At 50.1% G+C, this 18,918-nt stretch carries 14 protein-coding genes; 5 read left to right on the top strand and 9 right to left on the bottom strand.

Going from position 1 to position 18,918, the window contains the following annotated elements; genetic code table 11:
- Nucleotides 1–79: 79 nt before the first annotated feature.
- Both AC27N8_RS27675 and AC27N8_RS27670 read right to left on the bottom strand, forming a co-directional pair.
- Complete coding sequence (locus tag AC27N8_RS27675) at nt 80–418, bottom strand: peptide chain release factor-like protein (protein ID WP_487071508.1); 339 nt, start codon at nt 416–418, stop codon at nt 80–82.
- A 145-nt stretch (nt 419–563) separates the two neighbouring features.
- Entirely contained in the window at nt 564–854 is a 291-nt protein-coding gene (locus AC27N8_RS27670; RefSeq protein WP_487071506.1) for a GlsB/YeaQ/YmgE family stress response membrane protein, read from the bottom strand.
- A gap of 299 nt (nt 855–1,153) precedes the next feature.
- Between AC27N8_RS27670 and AC27N8_RS27665 the strand changes: the two genes are divergently transcribed.
- On the top strand, nt 1,154–2,935 hold the full coding sequence (locus tag AC27N8_RS27665; RefSeq protein WP_487071504.1) for a protein kinase domain-containing protein: 1,782 nt from the start codon (nt 1,154–1,156) through the stop codon (nt 2,933–2,935).
- A gap of 127 nt (nt 2,936–3,062) precedes the next feature.
- Here the strand turns inward: AC27N8_RS27665 and AC27N8_RS27660 are convergent, their stop codons facing one another.
- Together AC27N8_RS27660 and AC27N8_RS27655 are read right to left on the bottom strand one after the other, a co-directional pair.
- The gene (locus AC27N8_RS27660; protein ID WP_487071502.1) at nt 3,063–4,439 is read right to left on the bottom strand and encodes a S53 family peptidase; all 1,377 of its coding nucleotides are present in this window, start codon (nt 4,437–4,439) and stop codon (nt 3,063–3,065) included.
- A gap of 382 nt (nt 4,440–4,821) precedes the next feature.
- Entirely contained in the window at nt 4,822–8,094 is a 3,273-nt protein-coding gene (locus tag AC27N8_RS27655) for a S41 family peptidase (RefSeq protein ID WP_487071500.1), read from the bottom strand.
- A 312-nt stretch (nt 8,095–8,406) separates the two neighbouring features.
- On the opposite strand from AC27N8_RS27655, the gene AC27N8_RS27650 reads away from it, so the two are divergent.
- The 4 genes from AC27N8_RS27650 (at nt 8,407) to AC27N8_RS27635 (ending at nt 13,909) form a co-directional block, all read left to right on the top strand.
- Complete coding sequence (locus AC27N8_RS27650; protein ID WP_487071498.1) at nt 8,407–10,158, top strand: aldehyde dehydrogenase family protein; 1,752 nt, start codon at nt 8,407–8,409, stop codon at nt 10,156–10,158.
- Nucleotides 10,159–10,486: 328 nt separating this feature from the next.
- The gene (locus AC27N8_RS27645; protein ID WP_487071496.1) at nt 10,487–11,743 is read left to right on the top strand and encodes an acyltransferase family protein; all 1,257 of its coding nucleotides are present in this window, start codon (nt 10,487–10,489) and stop codon (nt 11,741–11,743) included.
- 94 nt (nt 11,744–11,837) lie between these two features.
- Entirely contained in the window at nt 11,838–12,965 is a 1,128-nt protein-coding gene (locus AC27N8_RS27640; RefSeq protein WP_487071494.1) for an NADH:flavin oxidoreductase/NADH oxidase, read from the top strand.
- A gap of 323 nt (nt 12,966–13,288) precedes the next feature.
- A complete protein-coding gene (locus tag AC27N8_RS27635) occupies nt 13,289–13,909 on the top strand; it encodes a dihydrofolate reductase family protein (RefSeq protein ID WP_487071492.1) in 621 nt (206 codons plus the stop codon).
- A 118-nt stretch (nt 13,910–14,027) separates the two neighbouring features.
- Here the strand turns inward: AC27N8_RS27635 and AC27N8_RS27630 are convergent, their stop codons facing one another.
- From AC27N8_RS27630 to pdhA, 5 genes are all read right to left on the bottom strand, one after another.
- Nucleotides 14,028–14,366 carry a hypothetical protein gene (locus AC27N8_RS27630; RefSeq protein WP_487071490.1) on the bottom strand — a complete coding sequence of 113 codons (339 nt, stop codon included), beginning with the start codon at nt 14,364–14,366 and terminating at the stop codon, nt 14,028–14,030.
- Nucleotides 14,367–14,476: 110 nt separating this feature from the next.
- Complete coding sequence (locus tag AC27N8_RS27625) at nt 14,477–15,322, bottom strand: hypothetical protein (RefSeq protein WP_487071488.1); 846 nt, start codon at nt 15,320–15,322, stop codon at nt 14,477–14,479.
- A 146-nt stretch (nt 15,323–15,468) separates the two neighbouring features.
- The gene (locus AC27N8_RS27620; protein ID WP_487071486.1) at nt 15,469–16,746 is read right to left on the bottom strand and encodes a dihydrolipoamide acetyltransferase family protein; all 1,278 of its coding nucleotides are present in this window, start codon (nt 16,744–16,746) and stop codon (nt 15,469–15,471) included.
- 2 nt (nt 16,747–16,748) lie between these two features.
- Entirely contained in the window at nt 16,749–17,738 is a 990-nt protein-coding gene (locus AC27N8_RS27615; RefSeq protein ID WP_487071484.1) for an alpha-ketoacid dehydrogenase subunit beta, read from the bottom strand.
- Between the two features lie 2 nt (nt 17,739–17,740).
- Nucleotides 17,741–18,805 (bottom strand): pyruvate dehydrogenase (acetyl-transferring) E1 component subunit alpha, encoded by a 1,065-nt coding sequence (gene pdhA, locus AC27N8_RS27610; RefSeq protein ID WP_487071482.1) that lies wholly within the window; start codon nt 18,803–18,805, stop codon nt 17,741–17,743.
- Nucleotides 18,806–18,918: the final 113 nt, after the last annotated feature.

Genomic DNA, 18,918 nt, shown 5'->3' with positions numbered 1-18,918 from the left:
ACACTCCTTACATGATACACAAATATCAATATCTCATCCTGGCGATATGCAGATACTTGATCAGAGCCTTTCAGCTAAACTAGTCATCGCTAGAAATTGAACGCCTCTGCTTACGCTGTCCCTGCACACGCTTGGCCGTAAGACGTCGCTCCTTGCTGGCCAGCGTTGGACGGGTCGCCTTACGGCGAATGCGAGGACGCTGTAACTCCTCCAGACGCTCGGCCATACGCTCGTAGGCAATGTCACGATTCGTGTGCTGCGAACGACGCTCGGTCGCGGTCACAACGATGCCCGTGGGACGATGCAGCAACCGCACTCCCGATTCTACTTTATTGCGATGTTGCCCGCCAGGTCCGCTGCCAATAAAAAACTCAAGATCACAATCCCGCTCTAGAGACGCTCGATCAGTTGGATACAATGAAAACCTTCGCTATTCTTTACTACAATTCTTCAGAACTTTCCACACGCTACTATACCATATACAAAAAAGGAGCGTCCTCACTCTTTTCACGAGTAAGGACGCTCCTTTTTACTTCTCTATACCTGATACAGATCAGGTCCGCTTAGAGGGCGCGTCTGCGACCACTTCCACCAGCGATCGCTCGCAGGATAGCGATAAAGACACAGGCTCCGATGAAAGCGATAATGATTGATCCAATCAAACTGCTCGAACCTAATCCGAGCAAGCCAGCGAGGAAACCACCGACCAATGCACCGACGAGGCCAACAATAATATCACCGACAATGCCATAACCGCCGCCACGCATAACCATACTTGCCAGTGCACCAGCAATCAGTCCAACGATCAACCACCAAACGAGACCACTCGCGCTTACATCTGCAAAAGCTATCATAATGTATTCTCCTTTATCAAAGCTATCAAAATTTCCGTAGAAATGTATTATTAGGAACAAATGATTCAATCTGGGGAGCTTTGTTGTTTCTCACCCTTATAGGTTATATACGCTTCCCTTTATGAGAGTGGATACATTTCTGCCGCTTTCTGGCAAAAGGTTAAGCATTCTCTAAAAATTTTCTCAGCTTTCTCAGGTATGTACTTGACAGTTAGTAATTGCGCATCTAGAATCGAAGAGAACAGGTCACAATCTTTCTCTAAAGAAAATGGGGGCCTTGCCCCCTGGAAAGTGTATGTATGTCCGACCGCATCGGTCAACAGATTGGTCATTATCGCCTTGTTCGCTTGCTCGGGCATGGAGGCTTTGCAGATGTCTATATGGGCGAGCATATCTATCTTGGGACCTGTGCCGCCATCAAAATACTTGACACGCATCTCTCGGCCACCGAAATTGAGCATTTCCGGCAGGAGGCGCGGATTATCGCGCAATTAGAGCATCCTCACATCGTGCACGTACTCGATTTCGGTGTCGAGGACGATATCCCGTTTTTGGTCATGAGTTATGCTCCTAACGGCTCGCTACGCCAGAGGTATACACCTGGCATCCCTCTCGCGCTGGAGACGGTGATCGCGTTCGTGAAACAGATTGCCAGCGCGTTATACTATGCACATCAGGCCAAAGTCATCCATCGGGACGTCAAGCCCGAAAACATTCTTCTGGGACGCAATAACGAAATCTTGCTCAGCGACTTTGGTCTGGCAATTGTCAGCCAAAATTCTTCGCAGCAGCAGATCCAGGACGTTTCGGGGACGATCGCCTATATGGCCCCGGAACAGGCACGTGGGAAGCCGCAAGCCGCAAGCGATCAATACGCACTGGCACTGCTCGCGTATGAATGGTTAAGCGGAAAGCGTCCCTTTCATGGAACCTACGAAGAGATCATGGTCCAACACGCCTTCAACCGGCCACCATCGCTGAGCGAAGCGATCCCCTTGATCACGCCAGCCCTGGACGCGATTATTTTGCGAGCGCTGGAGAAAGATCCACATCTGCGTTTCAGCACGGTCCAGGATTTTGCTCGCACCCTGGAAGAGACCTATCTCGCGGGATTGGGCATCACGCTGGCCCCCTCATCATTGGCAAAATACTATGAAGATCCGGCACCACCAATCCAGATCACCGCTCCCAGCGCAGCAGATCCGATCAAGTCGAGCGCCGACGCCATCTATACCGTCGCCTGGTCGCCCGACAAAAGGCGTATCGCTTACGGTGGACGCGGTCGGACAATTCAAGTACGAGGAGCCACAACTGGTGACAGCACACTCTCCTATCAAGAGCACAGTAGGAGCGTCACGATGATCGCCTGGTCTCCCGATGGGCAATCGATTGCCTCAGCCAGCCTGGATCGCACCATCCACATCTGGAACGCGAGTAGCGGCGAGACCAAAGCGATCTACACCGGCCATAACGGCATCGTTTCCGCGCTCGACTGGTCGCCAGATAACAAATATATCGCCTCCACCAGCAACGGAACGGATAACACAATCCATGTCTGGAGCGCCGCCAGTGCACAAATTCAGATCGCCTATAAGGGACATGGCCAATGGGTGCGCACGATTGCCTGGTCTCCCAACGGCAAAGCGATCGCATCCGGAGCCTGGCACGAGATTCACATCTGGGATTGTATGCAGGGAAGAAAGCTCTTTAGCTATCGTGGACATCCAAGCTGGATACGAGCCATCGATTGGTCTCCCAATGGGACCCGGATTGCCTCAGCTGGCGAAGAAAACAACGTCCAGATCTGGGAGCCACTCAACAAGGGTCATCTGATCACAGAATACCATGGACACGATGATTGGGTAGGTACAATGCTCTGGTCTCCCGATGGAGCCTGGATCGCTTCCGCCAGCAAGGATCAAAAAGTCCATATCTGGGATACAGAAACCGCCAGCAATATCTCGCTGCACCATGTACGAACCTCATCGGCCTATGCCATCACCTGGCTCTCAGACAGCAAGCACGTCGTCTCAGCCAACGGAAATGGATCGGTACAGGTCTGGAACATCAAGAGTGAGTGAGTGGGCTATCCTGGCACAGAAAATGGATATTTTTCCTGGATTGAAAACAACCAGGAAAAATATCCATTAGCTCTTGATACATATCCTTTCACACGAGAAAGTGGATCAAAAACGTCGCACACGATCACTACTTAGGAGGATTGACCAGCAAGGGAAGCAAGTATTCCGCCTTCGGCGATCCCCAACCAGTAGTCAGATCCCAACCGCTAGTCGCGTTAAATCCCGCCACTGCACCTTGCTTATTGTTACCTACAACAATATCATGGAAGGTCTGCGCATATAGCACTGGATTATGTCCGATCTTATACAGCGATGGATTAATAAATCCTAGCGGGTGACCGGCCATCTGATTGGCATCGGCGATCAAACCAGACCATTGAGGAGCTCCTGCGCTGGTGCCGCCAAAGAGATAATAGCCGGGATCAGGCATAAAGCTCAGGTAGACTGGCACGCTCGTCTCTGGATCAGCATTAAAAGCGACATCAGGTAAGCCACGATATCCATGAGATGCGTTGGCAAAACTGGGTGCGAGATACTTCTGCTGATAATCAGGTATCTTAAAGTACTTGCTGTACCCTCCACCAGATGCACTGCCCGAACCTTTATTCCAGGTCACCTCTGACTGATAATGACCATCCAGATCCGCGTAGAGACTTGTGCCTCCTACAGCCGTCACCCATGGCGAATCAGCCGGGAAACCAACCGTCGGAAATGAGTAGTTGTGGTTGTTGACGTCTGGATTAGCCGTACCAGCGTCGCCTGAAGCCGCAAAAAAGGTAATGTTTTGGCGTGTCGCATCCTTGAAAAAGGCATTAAAGGTATCAAGTAATTTTTTACCATCTGGAGTAAACAATGTCTCTTCAGTTGTGCCCCAGCTTTGGGAGATAATTTTCCCCAAATGATTGTTCACCGCATACTGTTCTAATTTCAAGAACTCTGGCACGCCCTGCACACCCTGCGTCTCAGAGACTGGACTGGTCAGCAGGACGATACCCGCGCCTGGAGCCATGGCATGAGCCCACTGGATATCGAGATTCGTCTCCTGCGCCCAGCCCGCCTGATCGTCATTAGCCGGGTCAAACGGAACTGTCCCTAAAGGGCTGAGCACTTTAAACGATGGGGGATCAGGTAATCCATAATCGATATCAAATTGATGCAGGTCTGCGGCCGGATTTGGACTGCCGAACGAATCAATGATGACGATCGTCTGTCCAGCACCGGTAAAGCCAGCCTTGAGAATGGGAGTCACTCCATAAGCATTGCGTATCTCTTGCGGACTATAACACTGCTGCTTTTTTGTCAGGCGACAGCCAGCATCGGTCGGAGGAGATGCTGACAACCAGCGTGTGACATGTCTCCCACCAAATAAGCGCCCTTGCGTCCCCGCATGAGCATGCTGGTACGGCGCAATACTGATCAAAGAAGCCGCACAACAACATATCACCAACAAAAACGTGAGCGCATTCGTAGACACTTGCGAAATAAATTTCAATGAATCACGCACTACCCACAACCTTTCTACCACACATCACAATCAAAGAGTACGTAAATAACAACTATTACGTATATTTCCCGGCATCCAGATCAACCGCCTACGACAGTAGAGCTAAACGCATATGGGGAGATAATCACATATCATCCGCCACAAAGGCCATTAAGGTCATTATATAGGTCAGCCTTGCACCGCCATTCAACCTCATGAGCTCTTCAGAAGACACATTTCATACCAGGTAAACACATACAGAGGGAAACGCATTAACTATCTCACCAAAGGACTGTTGCGCCAAGAGACAAAAGTCCCGGAATTATCAGGATGTCTTGCGGAGGGGTCAGATCTTTTGACACCTTCCTCTCACATAAGGAGAGGAAGGCACAAACAACGTGGGCTACAAACGTCCGAGGTGCGGACGCTCACCGGGTTTCGGCTCAAGAGTCGGATACTCATCGCTCAAGCGCAGGGCCTCAGCGAGAGCACGCTCCAGTTGGGGATCGGTCCCCTTGACAAAGTCTTGAGGGGCAATATCAACTTCGATGTCTGGATCAGTGCCATAGTTCTCGATATTCCACCCGACATCCTTGAACCAGAACGAATACTCTGGTTGCGTTGTCACGGTGCCATCGACTAAGCGATGCTTGGGATTAATCCCGATCACACCACCCCAGGTACGCTTACCGATCAATGGTCCTAATCCCATCAGCTTGAAGCTATGGCTAAAGATATCGCCATCGGAGCCAGCATGCTCATTGGTCAGAGCGACCATCGGGCCACGCGGCGACTCAGATGGATAAGGCTCAGGCTGTGCCCAGCGCGGGAAATCATAGCCAATCCGGCGACGCGCCAACTTTTCCAGCAACAGTCCTGAGACATTGCCGCCGCCATTCCAACGCACGTCGATAAGCAAGGCAGGATAATCAAACTCCGAGAGGAAGCCGCGATGGAATTCCGCATAGCCATTCCCACCCATATCTGGAATGTGAATGTAGCCGACGCGATTGTTAGAGGCTTCATGTACCGTACGGCGGTTGTTCTCTACCCATTCACGATAGCGAGCGGACATTTCGCCACTGAGAGCCTTGACGACAATCACCCGCGTCTCTTTGGTCTCAGCCGACTCTACGAGCAGCTGGACCTCGTTCCCGGCCTGATTGACAAGTAGCTCCTGGGGACCTCTGGTCGGGCTGACACGTTGCCCATTGATCGCCAGGATCGCATCACCCACTTTGATATTCAGCCCAGGACCGGTGAGTGGCGAGGTTGATGAGCTCTCCGAAGGATCTCCTTTGACAATACGTGCGAGACGATAGCGCTCATTCTCCTGATCATAGGTCCAATCCACACCCAGGAAGCCCTGACGATAATGTGGTCCGTGGCGCAGATCGCCTCCCATCTCATAAGCGTGGGAAGTGCCCAACTCGCCTTGTAGTTCCCAGAGCAGGTCAGATAGTTCTGAACGGGAGCTGATACGTTCAACCAGTGGCGCATATTGCTTATAAATGGCCTCCCAGTCGATACCGGACATATTCTCATTCCAGAACTGCTCGCGCTGCAAGCGCCAGGCCTCGGCGAACATCTGCTTCCACTCGGCCGATGGCTGGACAGAGACTTTAACGCGCTGCAAATCGATCCAACCGCTATCGCGTGTCGGACGATCGCTCCCATTATCTCCCTTTGGCTTTTCACCGGCCTTGACGATACGCAGACGATGATTCAGACTATAGATAAGCCATTTGTTATCGCGTGAAAGGCCAAAGTTGCCAACAGCATCGCTCAAGCGATCTGTTTTATAGGTCTCAAAGTCGTAGCATTCCAGAACACCTTTGCCGTGTGAAGAGTTTTGCAAGACCCCTTCAACCGGAAAGGAAAGAAACAGGACTTTGCCTTTGACGCCTCTGATACGACGATAACGAGCTTCCGAAACTGGGAACGGAAGCACACGATCGACGATACCATCCAGATCGATCGTGATAGGTGGGACCTTTTTTGTCCCCTCATCTTTTTTATCCTTATCCTCTGCAGAAGTCTCATCTGTACTCTCTGTCTCGGACTGCGCCTTCTTCTCGCTGGAATCTTCCTTCTCCTTTTCCTTCTCTTTCTCATCAGGAGCTTTGGATTCAGGAATAAAGGGAGAGCGTAAATCATTGCGTAACGTGATCAAGTACGGTTTGACACCACGCGGAAAGCCCAGATCAAAATGCAAACTATCGTGCACGGGATTAAAGACACGCTGTCCCAGGAAATACAAGTATTTCCCGTCTGGATCAAATGCCGGCGATCTATCTTGCAGAATAGGATTGGTGATCTGATATGTTTCACTGGATGCAAGGTTGCACAGTTTAATGGCGACTTTCGCTGAGGTGATGGCAAAACCATAAGCGATCCAGGCTCCATCAGGCGACCAGGCAATCCCTTCGATGCCACCAAAGTCACTGTGATCCAGGATCTTCGCAGTGCCACTCTCCAGATTCACCAGCACAAGCTCATTGCGATGATTGGAGAGCGCAATCACATCATCGGTCGGCGAGACCACAAAATTTGTAACTCGACCAAACTCGATCTCTGAAAAGGTCTGGGGCGCATCGGCGGACTCAGGCGTAAAGACGATCAATTCTTCGCGACCAGAACCATCGTGGATAGCCACCAGGCGTTTGCCATCATTGAGCCACTCAAGAAAGCGATAGCGTACACCATCAGGCTCGCCGTATTGCAGCACCGGCCCTTCCCAATTGCCAAAGGCAAAAGCTTTTCCCCGCGTTGTCAACGCCACCATATGTCCCTGCGGATGCAGAGCATAGGTATCCAGATAGCTGGGAGCCTGCACAAATTTACGGCTCCGCTGCGTGCGCAGGCTGGGGATAGTGATCTCCAGATGGCGCAGTTCTTCGCTCTCCGGATCAAACAGATACAGATCTGCCCCGGAATGATAGACAAGCAATTTCCCATCGGTCGAGAGGTGCCGTGCATAGAAATCTGTATGCTGTGTATGTTTGCGCAGATCATCGCCAGTAGGTAAGCAGGAGTAAATGTTACCAACGCCCTCATAGTCAGATAGGAAGTAGATCCGATCACCAATCCAGCAGGGATCAGCCACATTTCCGCTCAGCTGCAATAAGCGCTTAAAATTGCCGTCGCCTTCCTGATCGCACCACAGATGTCCCGCCGTTCCTCCACGATAACGCTTCCAGTGCGAAAACTCACGTATATTGATATTCCGCCCGATCACCACCCCGCCATTAGAACTATAAGAAATCGCATTGGCCATCCCAAAAGGCAAGCGCCGCGATTCTCCACCAGTGGGCTTGATGGCATAGATAGCTTCGAAACGACTGGCAAATTGTCCTACATTGCTCGAATAAAGGATCTCTGTCCCATCAGGAGACCAGCCAAGCACACGGCAGCTACCAGCCTGGAAAGTCAGACGCTGCGCCGTACCACCTAAAGCAGGCATCACATACACTTCGCTCGGACCCTCTTCACGTCCAACAAAGGCTAATAATTCTCCATCTGGCGAAAAGTGAGGAAATTTCACCTCACCGACACCAGCGGTCAAACGCTCGGCTCGTCCGCCCTCGCTGGAGACAAGCCAGAGATCGTCCTCAGACACAAAGACGATACGATCTTGAAAAATGTTGGGAAAACGTACGTAACCCTGTGATGGCATACTTACTCCTTACCTGAGTGTACGTGAAGGCGAGATGTACACAGCCACTAGCAACAAAATAGAATGGGTAGCACCTGTTATGGCATCTTTTTAATGAAAGACATTGTAGCACAGCGCACAGAAATCGTCTAAAGGCGCTGAGGCAGAGACACAGATGATGAGAGCTACGCACCTGAGCGTTTCTTTGCGACAGGGAAAGAACGATTTCTTGTCTACACTAAACGTATAAGCGCAAACATTTATGGCACCCTATATAATAAAATAGAATATCATGAATACATGATATCGTCACGTATCAATGGAGAAACCACGATGACAACAACTTCACATCACGGGGCGCCACAGTTTCCCACCACGGATGGAAAGATTGTGCCTTCCTCGCGCGCGAGCATGGACGCTGCGATCCAAGTGTTGACAGAGCAGAAACAGGCATGGACAAACGTGTCAGTGGCAGCACGCATCACGATCATAGATGCACTGATCGCTGATTTTCTTGCGGTTGCTCCACGCTGGGTGGCGGCTGGTGCACAAGCAAAAGGACTCGACGTCAATTCGCCACTTGTCAGTGAGGAGTGGGCCAATTCAGCATGGGCCATCTTGCTCAACCTGCGTCAATTAAGAAAAGTCCTCAGCGATATCGAAAAGGATGGCCATCCTCATATTCCAGGACCCATTCACACGCGTCCAGACGGCCAGGTAACGGCTCAAGTCTTCCCATTCAGGATCTATGATCGTCTGCTCTTTAGCGGTGTGACGGCCGACGTCTGGATGCAACCTGGTGTCACTGCCGAAAATCTCCCCTCCACGCAGGCAATAAGTTATCAATCCCAACATCAGGAGGGCAAAGTGACGCTCGTGTTGGGAGCTGGCAATATTGGCAGTATCGGCCCGATGGATCTCCTCTACAAATTATTTGTGAACAATCAAGTGGTATTACTCAAGCCCAACATGGTCAATGCATACCTTGGCCCTCTAATCGAGGAGGGCTTTCAAGCCTTGATCACTCCCGGCTATCTGCGCATCGTCTACGGAGGAGCGGAGGAAGGAGCCTATCTCTGTCAGCATCCAGGGATCGACGAGATCCATATTACCGGCTCTGACAAGACCTTTGATAGCATCCTCTTTGGTCCGGGACCGCAGGGATTAGAGCGCAAGGCAGCACAACAACCACTATTAACGAAACGTCTCACTGGCGAATTGGGGAACGTCAGCCCGGTGATTGTCGTGCCTGGACCATGGAGTCAGAAGGATATCGATTTTCAAGCCGAACAGCTTGTCTCGTCGTTGGCGAATAATGCCGGCTTTAATTGTAACGCGACGCGGGTGATTATCCAGCACAAAGGCTGGTCACAACGACCAGCGCTGCTCCAAAGCATGAGGCAGATCTTTTCCAATCTACCGACACGTGCAGCCTACTATCCAGGAGCCAGAGATCGTCAGCAGGCATTTCTGGACGCGCATCCAGAAGCGGAGCTCCTCGGCAAGCCGGCCGAGGGAGATCTCCCCTGGACATTTATTCCCGATATCGATGCAACGCATACTGAAGATATTTGCTTCACCACGGAAGCCTTCTGTAGTCTCAGCGCGGAGACGGCTCTAGAGGCTGATAGTGTGGTGGATTATATCGAGCGAGCCGTCACATTTGCCAACGAACATCTCTGGGGCACACTCAACATCACCTTAATCGTCCATCCAGCCTCCCTTAAAGATCCAGCCATCGCCGCAGCGATCGAGCAAGCGATCTCCAACCTGCGCTACGGCACCATCGGAGTCAATTATTGGGCCGGGACGTGTTATGCTCTGGCCTGTATTCCCTGGGGAGCCTTCCCTGGTAATTCTATGTATAATATTCAATCCGGCAATGACATCGTCCATAACAGCCTGATGTTCTCCAAAGCACAGAAAAGTGTCATGCGTGCACCGTTCAGGAGTCCCTTAACGCCTCCCTGGTTTGTCAGCCAGACGAAGATCGCACTGCCACTTTTCAAAAAGCTGACCTACTTTGAGAAAGCACCCTCCTGGTTCAAGCTCATAAGCATCGTCAAAACCGCAGTCGCGGGATAAAGCCAGCCAACAGATGCTATCAACGTTGTCTACTGCTCACAGTACGGCAACGTTGACAAAGCAGCAAGCCTGAAAAGCAAACAGCATCATTATCACAACATCCTATTGGCTCAGATTACCCAAGTCCCATACTATTGACAGAACTACGACCATTTTACTACCATACATAGGTCCAAAAGCTGGACTTATTTCTTTGTGACATACATGCATGCAAATGCATACTTACACATACCGGTACATATGGCTTCTTAGTACCTCTTTTTATATAGCGCTGGTTGAAAATCATATGAACATAACAGTAGCAACAGAAACGAAACAGGTGAATTCATTGAAACCCTTTTCAAAAGAGGGCAAGCAGAAAAATACGATCGCAGTATTGGACGGCGTGCGTGCCTTTGCATGCGTCTGTGTGATTGCTTACCATATTAATTACATCACCAATGGGAAACGTTTCTGGTCGTATCACCAGGTGGGACCATTCTTATCGGGTCTATCGCTGAGCGGTGCATATGGTGTCACACTCTTTTTTATCTTATCGGGCTTCCTCTTATTTATGCCCTATGCCAAATCACTGCTCTTTGATGCCCACTGGCCATCAGCCAAGCGCTACTACATCCGACGTATTTTTCGCATTTTGCCTGGCTACTATATCTCTTTAGCCTTGCTTGTTCTCTTTTCCCATCCAGAATATCTGCATCTTGATCACTGGAAACAAAGCCTGCTTTTTTTGACCTTCTTCATGGATTCAGCTCACAGCACGTATCAAGCTATCAATGGACCGTTTTGGACGCTGGCGGTAGAGTGGCAGTTCTACATGATTTTACCCATCCTGGCACTGGGATTGAGCTGGATTATTAAACGTGGCTCATTACAGAGGCGCCTGCTCAGCTTGTCGCTGAGTTTATTTTTTATTATCATCTGGGGCGTTGGCACACGCTATTGGGGATTTTCCTGGCAGCATACTCCATCTCAGCCAGGACTTCTTCCTACTCTGCTGCATCGTATCCTGAACTTCTTCATCTACGGTCAGAATGGTAAGTATCTGGAAGACTTCGCGATCGGTATGTTTATCTGTATGCTCTATACACTGGCGCAACAACTGCCCTTCCATAGCCTGAGCGTGGCCTGTAAGAAATATAGCCGCCTGATCTGGGCACTTGGAGTCGCCTGCCTCTTTTTCGCCATCATCTGGCCTTACACATCCTTATACAGTCCACTACTTCCATACATTGGAGCCCATGCATGGCTCTCAGAGCTTCCGTTTGCCTGCGGCTTTGGACTCTGTGTGCTTGCGTTATTGTTTGGTCCGCCAGATCTCAAAATCTTTTTTGAGTGGCGGCCAGTACGTTGGATCGGTCAACTCTCCTATGGCATGTATATCTGGCACCTCCCCTTCATCCTGATATTTGAAGCGCTCATCTTGCCCTATCTGCTGCATTGGAGCCATCCCCTTATATATGGAGCCTACTGGTCTTTTATGATTATCGCGCTCATCCCATTCTGCTATCTCTTCCATAACGTGATTGAGCAGCCGTGGATAAAATTCGGCAATGCGCTCATTACAGATAAGCTTCGCGTGGAATAATTTCACTAAAGAGACTTGTTTAGATAGATGAAATAGATAAGATATCTATGAGCAAACATACATCACCCATAAAAGTGGCAAGGAGCCCGCATTCATGACAACTCAAGCAATAGGGAATGAAAAGAACGCCCAGACAGATACAGCGAAAGATACAGTAAAATTATTTCAACCATATACATTACGCGGCCTGACGCTGCGCAACAGGATTGTCGTAGCTCCTATGTGTCAGTACTCATCGGTCGACGGTTTTGCGAACGACTGGCATCTTGTCCATCTTGGCTCTTTCGCAGTCGGGGGAGCAGCACTCGTGATCCAGGAAGCGACGGCGGTCGAGGCACGTGGACGCATTTCTCCTGATGATATGGGAATCTATCATGATGAACATATACAGGAGCTTTCCCGCATCACAGCGTTCATCCGCTCACAAGGAGCTCATGCTGGCATCCAACTCGCACATGCTGGTAGAAAAGGAAGCACCAATAGTCCCTGGAAAACTCCTGAGGGAGAAGTCACACCCGAAAACGGTGGCTGGCAGACCGTCGCTCCCAGCGCCATTGCCTTCTCGGATACCTATCCCGTGCCAGTCGCGCTCAAAAAAAGCGAGATCGCAGAGATAGTCCAGAGCTTCGCTAGCGCTGCCAGCAGAGCTCTCAAAGCTGGCTTCGAGGTCATCGAGCTCCACGCCGCTCATGGTTATCTGCTCCATCAATTTCTCTCACCTTACTCCAACAAGCGCGCTGACGAATATGGCGGCTCGCTTCAGAACCGCATGCGCTTCCTGCTAGAGGTCACCGATGCGGTGCGTCAGGTGATTCCCGATAACTTCCCACTGCTGGTACGCGTCTCCGCAACCGACTGGCTCGAAGAGGGTGGATTATCCCTTGAGGAGAGCGTTGAGGTGGCTCGCGAGCTAAAGCAGCATGGCGTAGATTTGATCGATGTCTCCAGCGGCGGCAACGTCAAGCAAGCCAACATCCCAGTTGGACCTGGCTATCAAGTCCCGCTCTCTGAAGCTATCCATCATCAAGCGCAGATCCCAACCGGCGCCGTCGGGATGATCACCGAGCCGACTCAGGCCAACGCGATATTGGAGGAGGATCAGGCGGATTTGATCATCATGGCTCGTGAGTTCCTCCGCAATCCTCGCTGGCCCCAACGTGCAGTTCGCGAACTATCCCAGGATATTGAATGGCCGAAGCAGTATGATCGCGGCAAGAAGTAAACGCAATCTTCGCTACATCCCTACCTCAGATTGAAGAGAATAGCCGTTGTTGTCAACGGCTATTCCTGCGTCTGCTCGGCTTGCTCCGTTCCCTCTTTCCAGTCAACAAGGGGAGAAATGAGCGGAGTTGTCCAATTTTTACCCATCCGTCCACTTCATTACCACATTTATAGATACGCTGAAAGAACTGATATACAGGTGAAAGTGCTAGCACGTTTCTCCCTCGTACCGTAAGCCATTGAGAAATCGTTTTTGCGCAAGACAGCACCTTTACGCAGATTTATAGTTCATGTGCTACTACTTGACAATAAAAGGAGAATACCATGAGAAAAATTATCATCCTCTCTTTTATCACACTTGACGGCGTCATGCAGGGACCCGGTGGGCCAACAGAAGATACCAGTGGGAACTTTACGCATGGTGGATGGGTAGTTCCCTACTTTGATGATGCAGTTGGCAAGATCATGGAAGAGCAAATGAGTAAGCCATTTGACCTCTTACTCGGGAGAAAAACATTTGAGATATTTGCTACCTATTGGCCACATGCTGACGGTGGGAAAAACCCCATCAATGAGGCAACAAAGTATGTTGCTTCGAATACGCTGACGACACATGAGTGGAGGAAGTCGGCCTTTTTCAATGGCAACGTGGTGGATGAAATACGCGCACTTAAACAACAAGATGGTCCTGACTTACAAGTACATGGGAGTGGTAATTTCATCCAGACGTTACTCGCGCATGATCTGGTCGATGAATTCTGGCTCAAAATCTTTCCTGTGACAGTCGGGAAGGGAAAACGCTTGTTTGAGCAAGGGACACTTCCCGCTTCTTTTACCCTGGTTGAATCGCAAGCTTCTCCATCTGGAGTGATGATTGCTACCTTCAAACGTGCGGGAGAACTCAAAACAGCATCAGTCGATCAGTTGCCTGATCATTTACGATGAGGCAGGCTTCAAAGTCATCCTGAACGCGGATGCTACCATTCTGAACAGAGAGAAGTAATCGTAATCTGCGCGACTAATGCTACTTCAAGTTGAAGAAAATAGCCGTTGACAACAACGGCTATTCTTGCGTCTGCTCCTCGCGATGGCGTTGCTGATGCGCCACACGCGCCTCGCGTAACAGCGCCAGTGGCTTGATGAGGAAACCCGCACAAGCACCGAATTCATGCAAAATTGTCACCGTCTCGTGCGTCATAAAATACTTCCCATTCCCCACCACACAATCATTCATTACCAGCAATACACTAAAACTCGTCTCAGCAGGCATCGCAATCAGCACCTCAAGCAACTCCTGGGTATTCGCCACATCGATACGCTGCGGCGAAACGATCCGATCGTGCGCCTCTACCTTCTCAGGGTGGATATAAAGCTCAGCATGGCCGATAGACATTGTATTCATACTTATTCTCTTTCCAAAATCATAACGCAAACAGTTTCGACTACTAATAATATGTCTCGGCACAGCTTTTCGCTTCACATGATGAGGAAAGTAACGTTTTTAAGGCTGAACTATTCAGAATAAGGAGGAGTATTATCATTCAAGGCATCTTTATAAGAAGGAAGATCTTCAGGGGGTGGAATGTTCCCTGCATCTTTTAATCTTTTTATATTCGGCAAAAGAGCTTCTTCTCTTTTTGCTAAAATTTGCCGCTGCTTCTGAAGCCCATCATATATATCCATCTTAGTCGCAATTCCAGACTTATTAGCATTCGACTCTTGCATTGTAGCCCGAAGAGCATTTATCTCCTTATCAAGCTTTTCTGCATACTTACGATCCACCGCCAATTCTTTTTCCTTTAATTTAAGCTCTTTCCCTGACCATATATCACGCACGCGTCTTTCTATATACTCTATAGCTTGAAGATTTGGCTCTTTTTTTTCAATTTGTTCTTGATGAGTAAGAGCGTCTTGAAAAGTCCTTATCTCTTGGACTTTTGGGTTAGAGATATTTTCTCTCACATTCATGATACTATCGGCTATTAATGTAGATACATGCTGCCGCGGATATTGTCTGGCTTGACGATCAAATTCTTGATTAATTTTGATCAGCATTTCTTCTGCCTGGGGATGCGCTTTGACTTCTGCATCTTGAAGTAAATAACGGTTCAACCAGGGATGTGCCAATTTTCCAACAGCATGTATTTCATCAGCTTGTTCGCGCGTGGGGCGTTGGCTATTGTCGGATGTTGGAAGACCTTGCTCTCCAATACGATAGATGTCATCTACCTGTAAACGAGTAGGATGTCTTCTCTCGTTTGAGATTGTGCGCAAAATATTACGCTCAGAAGATGATTGGCCTGTCTGTGGTGAAACCGTCTCTATAGGCCGACGTGATCTTTCGCTATTTTTTCCCATAGATCTAATCCTACCTCCATCAATATTTGCATATCTCTTAATGAGTATAAAACAGTTGAGGATAGACAAGAAAAGGCGCCTATAAAAAAAAGAGAGCTCCTAAGAGTATTAGACCCAGAAGCTCTCTCCTATTAGCTATAGGTAGTTTAACCCAGGAGCAGATAGACGTTCTGCAACAAGCGTTTGACCTCTTGCAGGAAGCGTGCGACAGTCGCTCCGTAAAGAATGCGATGATCAGCCGAGAGGGTGACACGCATGATGTCACGGGCAACAGGCTGATCGTTGATTGGGATGTAGGTTTTGCGGCTGGCTCCTACAGCCAGGATGGCCGATTGTGGTGGATTGATAACAGCCGAGAACTCAGTAACATCCATCATACCCAGATTGGAGATCGAGAAGGTCCCTCCATCGAGATCGGTCGTCGTGAGCTTGCCAGCCTGAGCTTTGGCTCCCAGCGCCTTGGACTCTTTAGCGATGGTACGCAGGCCCTTGACGTTAGCATCTCGAATAACGGGCACTAATAGACCTGCCGAGACGTCAACGGCGATACCGACGTTGATGTGCTTGTGCAGGATAAATTGTCCATCGTTATAAGATCCATTGACTTCTGGAAACTTCTCCAATGCCAGAGCGCAGGCTTTGACGATCAGGTCGTTGACGCTGATCTTAACTCCACCTTCGCCGAGATTGGCGTTGAGCTTCTGACGTATCTCCAGGGCATCGGTCAGATCAATATCGTTGCTGACATAGAAATGCGGAACAGTCAGTTTCGATTCGGTCAGGCGACGAGCAATCGTTTTCTGCATCGAGGTCAGCTTCACAACCTCATCATCCTCAGTCACCTGGGCAACTGACTGGATGGCTGGCGCGGTTCCGTTACTGGCAGAGGTAGAGCCGTTGCTCGCTGGGGTTGCCGAGCGCTGCTGCTCAAGATAATCCTCGATATCATCGCGCACGATGCGTCCACCCGGACCTGTTCCTTTGAGTTGAGTCAGGTCGATGCTGTGCTCTTCCGCCATGCGGCGAGCCAGAGGAGACGATTTGACGCCTTCTCCTTTTACCTGTCCATTTTGCGCACTAACAGGTGCTTGAATTTCGACCTCGGCTTTGGCAGAGCCGCTTGCGGCCTGCTGCTTCTGGACAGGAGCTGCTTTGGCTTCAGGGGCTTTGGCCTTATTCTGAGCCTGTGCACCTGTACCCAGGATAGCAATCGGCTGACCAATCGGAGCGACGTCACCTTCGTTCACCAGAATCTGTTCAAGGACACCGGAGCTAAAAGATTCAATCTCCATATTCGCCTTGTCAGTCTCAACCTCAGCGACAATCTCGCCCTTTTTGACCTCATCGCCCGGCTTCTTCAGCCAATGCGTGATCGTACCTTCCTGCATCGTATCGCTGAGTCGGGGCATGTTTATTTCGGGCATACTTATCTCCTCCGGCGGGGGGCCAGTTCGTTAATGGCATCTACTAGCTGTTTGCTACCATTGATTGCGGCCAGTTCTAATGGTTTGGCATACGGGAGAGGAACTTCAACATTTGCCACGCGCTTGACCGGAGCATCCAGATAATCGAACGCCTCTTCCTGGACGGTTGCGGCAATCTCAGCACCGATACCATACGAGCGCCAATCCTCTTCAAAAATGATCGCACGTCCCGTCTTCTTGACCGAGTTCACAATCGTCTCTGTATCCAGAGGACGCAGCGAACGAAGATCAACCACTTCGATGCTCCATTTGTTTTCCTGCTCCATGCGCTTTGCCACATCCAGGGCCAGAGACGCCATGCGCGAGTAGCTGATAATGGTCAGGTCTGTACCCTCTTTCGAGATCCGCGCTTTCCCGAAGGGAACAATGAAGTCTTCTTCCGGGACATCACCCTTGGTGTTATAGAGGCTCAGATGCTCGATAAAAATAACTGGATTGTTGCTGCGAATGGCGGTCTTCAACATGCCTTTGGCATCGGCCGGATTCGAGGGGGCGACGACGTAGAGTCCTGGAATGTGCGCAAACCACGCTTCCAGATTTTGCGAGTGGGTCGCCGATAATTGTTGTCCACCACCACCTGGTGTGCGGATAACCATGGGGACTGGCGTCTGTCCGCCAAACATGTAGTAGATCTTCGCCGCGTGGTTCAGGATCTCGTCCATAGCCAGAGCGATAAAGTTAAAGGTCATGATCTCGACAACGGGACGCAGTCCCAGCATAGCCGCGCCAACCGCCATCCCAACAAAACCATTTTCGGCGATCGGAGTATCCACGACACGCTTCGCGCCAAATTCCTTTAACAGACCAGCGGTGATTTTATATGATCCTTCAAAGACGCCGATCTCTTCGCCCATCAAAAAGACATTCTCATCGCGCGTCAATTCCTCGCGCAATGTATCATTGAGCGCCTGTCGAAAGCTGATCTCAGCCATGATTACTTACTCTCCTCTAGCTGATCCTCAGCCGCATAGATATGGTCAAAGAGGGTCTCAACGGCCGGGAAGGGGCTCTCCTCGGCGAATTGGACGGCAGCTGCTACCGTCTGCTCTACCTGATCTTCTAAGTCACTCAAGCCTTGCTCATCGATGTAGTGGGCATCGAGCAGACGCCTGGCAAATGCAGGAACAGGATCAAGGGCACGACCGCGCTTGACAACGTCTTCATCCCGATAGCGATCAGGATCAATCACAGAATGTCCACGATGACGGAAGCTGACGGCCTCTACAATATAAGGCTCATGCTCTTCACGCGCCACTTTGGCGGCTCTGCGCACCGCATCGCGCACCGCGATCACATCATTGCCATCGACGCGTTCACCCTTGACATCAAAGGCGCACCCCTTACGATACAGATCAGAGACGGCTGAACCCTCTTCGACCTTCAATCCCATGCCATACAGGTTATTGACCACAAAAAATATCACTGGCAGTTTATAAATTTTGGCCAGATTTAATGATTCATAGAAAGGGCCACCATTGGTGGCTCCATCGCCCATCTGCACCGCGACAACCTCATCGGAACCACGATAGGCCACAGCGAAGGCCGCGCCTACAGCCAGAGGGACCTGTCCGCCCACAATACCATATCCACCCATCAAGCGATGTTCCAGACTAAACATATGCATAGAACCACCGCGACCATGTGAACAACCGGTTTCTTTCCCAAATAGTTCTGCCATAACCACATCGGGGGTAATGCCACGGCCAATTGCGTAGCCGTGCTCGCGATAATTTGTGTAGAGGTAATCCTTTGGACCCAGGCCTGCACAAAAGCCAACCACGGTGGCCTCTTCACCCAAATTCAGATGGCAATATCCGCCAATGCGAGCCATCTTATACATCTCATCCGATTTTTCTTCAAAGCGGCGCACAAGTAACATCTGATGATAGTAGTTAACCAATGTCTCTCGAGTTTCGTCCTCAGGCAGCGTGACGACACGAGGCTTATCTGTAGTGGTGGCATCGCGTCCATCCGGTCGCTTTTGCTGCTCAGTACTCATGATGTCTCCTGATTTTCTTTTTTTACTAGTTGCTGGGGTTGGAGATTGTTCGTTTATCCAGGATATTACTGACTCGCCTGGAACAGGGACCTACATCTTGCAATTGTTAACAA

The sequence above is a fragment of the Dictyobacter sp. Z7_2 genome, from assembly GCF_057551105.1.
The sequence above is the reverse complement of the archived record's forward strand: the minus strand, read 5'-3'. Positions and strand labels throughout refer to the sequence as shown.

What these genes read in the sequence shown, in the direction of transcription:
- pdhA (WP_487071482.1), bottom strand. Translation starts at nt 18,805, where the DNA reads ATGAGTACTGAGCAGCAAAAGCGACCGGATGGACGCGATGCCACCACT.
- AC27N8_RS27665 (WP_487071504.1), top strand. Translation starts at nt 1,154, where the DNA reads ATGTCCGACCGCATCGGTCAACAGATTGGTCATTATCGCCTTGTTCGC.
- AC27N8_RS27625 (WP_487071488.1), bottom strand. Translation starts at nt 15,322, where the DNA reads ATGGGAAAAAATAGCGAAAGATCACGTCGGCCTATAGAGACGGTTTCA.
- AC27N8_RS27640 (WP_487071494.1), top strand. Translation starts at nt 11,838, where the DNA reads ATGACAACTCAAGCAATAGGGAATGAAAAGAACGCCCAGACAGATACA.
- AC27N8_RS27630 (WP_487071490.1), bottom strand. Translation starts at nt 14,366, where the DNA reads ATGAATACAATGTCTATCGGCCATGCTGAGCTTTATATCCACCCTGAG.
- AC27N8_RS27620 (WP_487071486.1), bottom strand. Translation starts at nt 16,746, where the DNA reads ATGCCCGAAATAAACATGCCCCGACTCAGCGATACGATGCAGGAAGGT.
- AC27N8_RS27655 (WP_487071500.1), bottom strand. Translation starts at nt 8,094, where the DNA reads ATGCCATCACAGGGTTACGTACGTTTTCCCAACATTTTTCAAGATCGT.
- AC27N8_RS27670 (WP_487071506.1), bottom strand. Translation starts at nt 854, where the DNA reads ATGATAGCTTTTGCAGATGTAAGCGCGAGTGGTCTCGTTTGGTGGTTG.
- AC27N8_RS27635 (WP_487071492.1), top strand. Translation starts at nt 13,289, where the DNA reads ATGAGAAAAATTATCATCCTCTCTTTTATCACACTTGACGGCGTCATG.
- AC27N8_RS27615 (WP_487071484.1), bottom strand. Translation starts at nt 17,738, where the DNA reads ATGGCTGAGATCAGCTTTCGACAGGCGCTCAATGATACATTGCGCGAG.
- AC27N8_RS27650 (WP_487071498.1), top strand. Translation starts at nt 8,407, where the DNA reads ATGACAACAACTTCACATCACGGGGCGCCACAGTTTCCCACCACGGAT.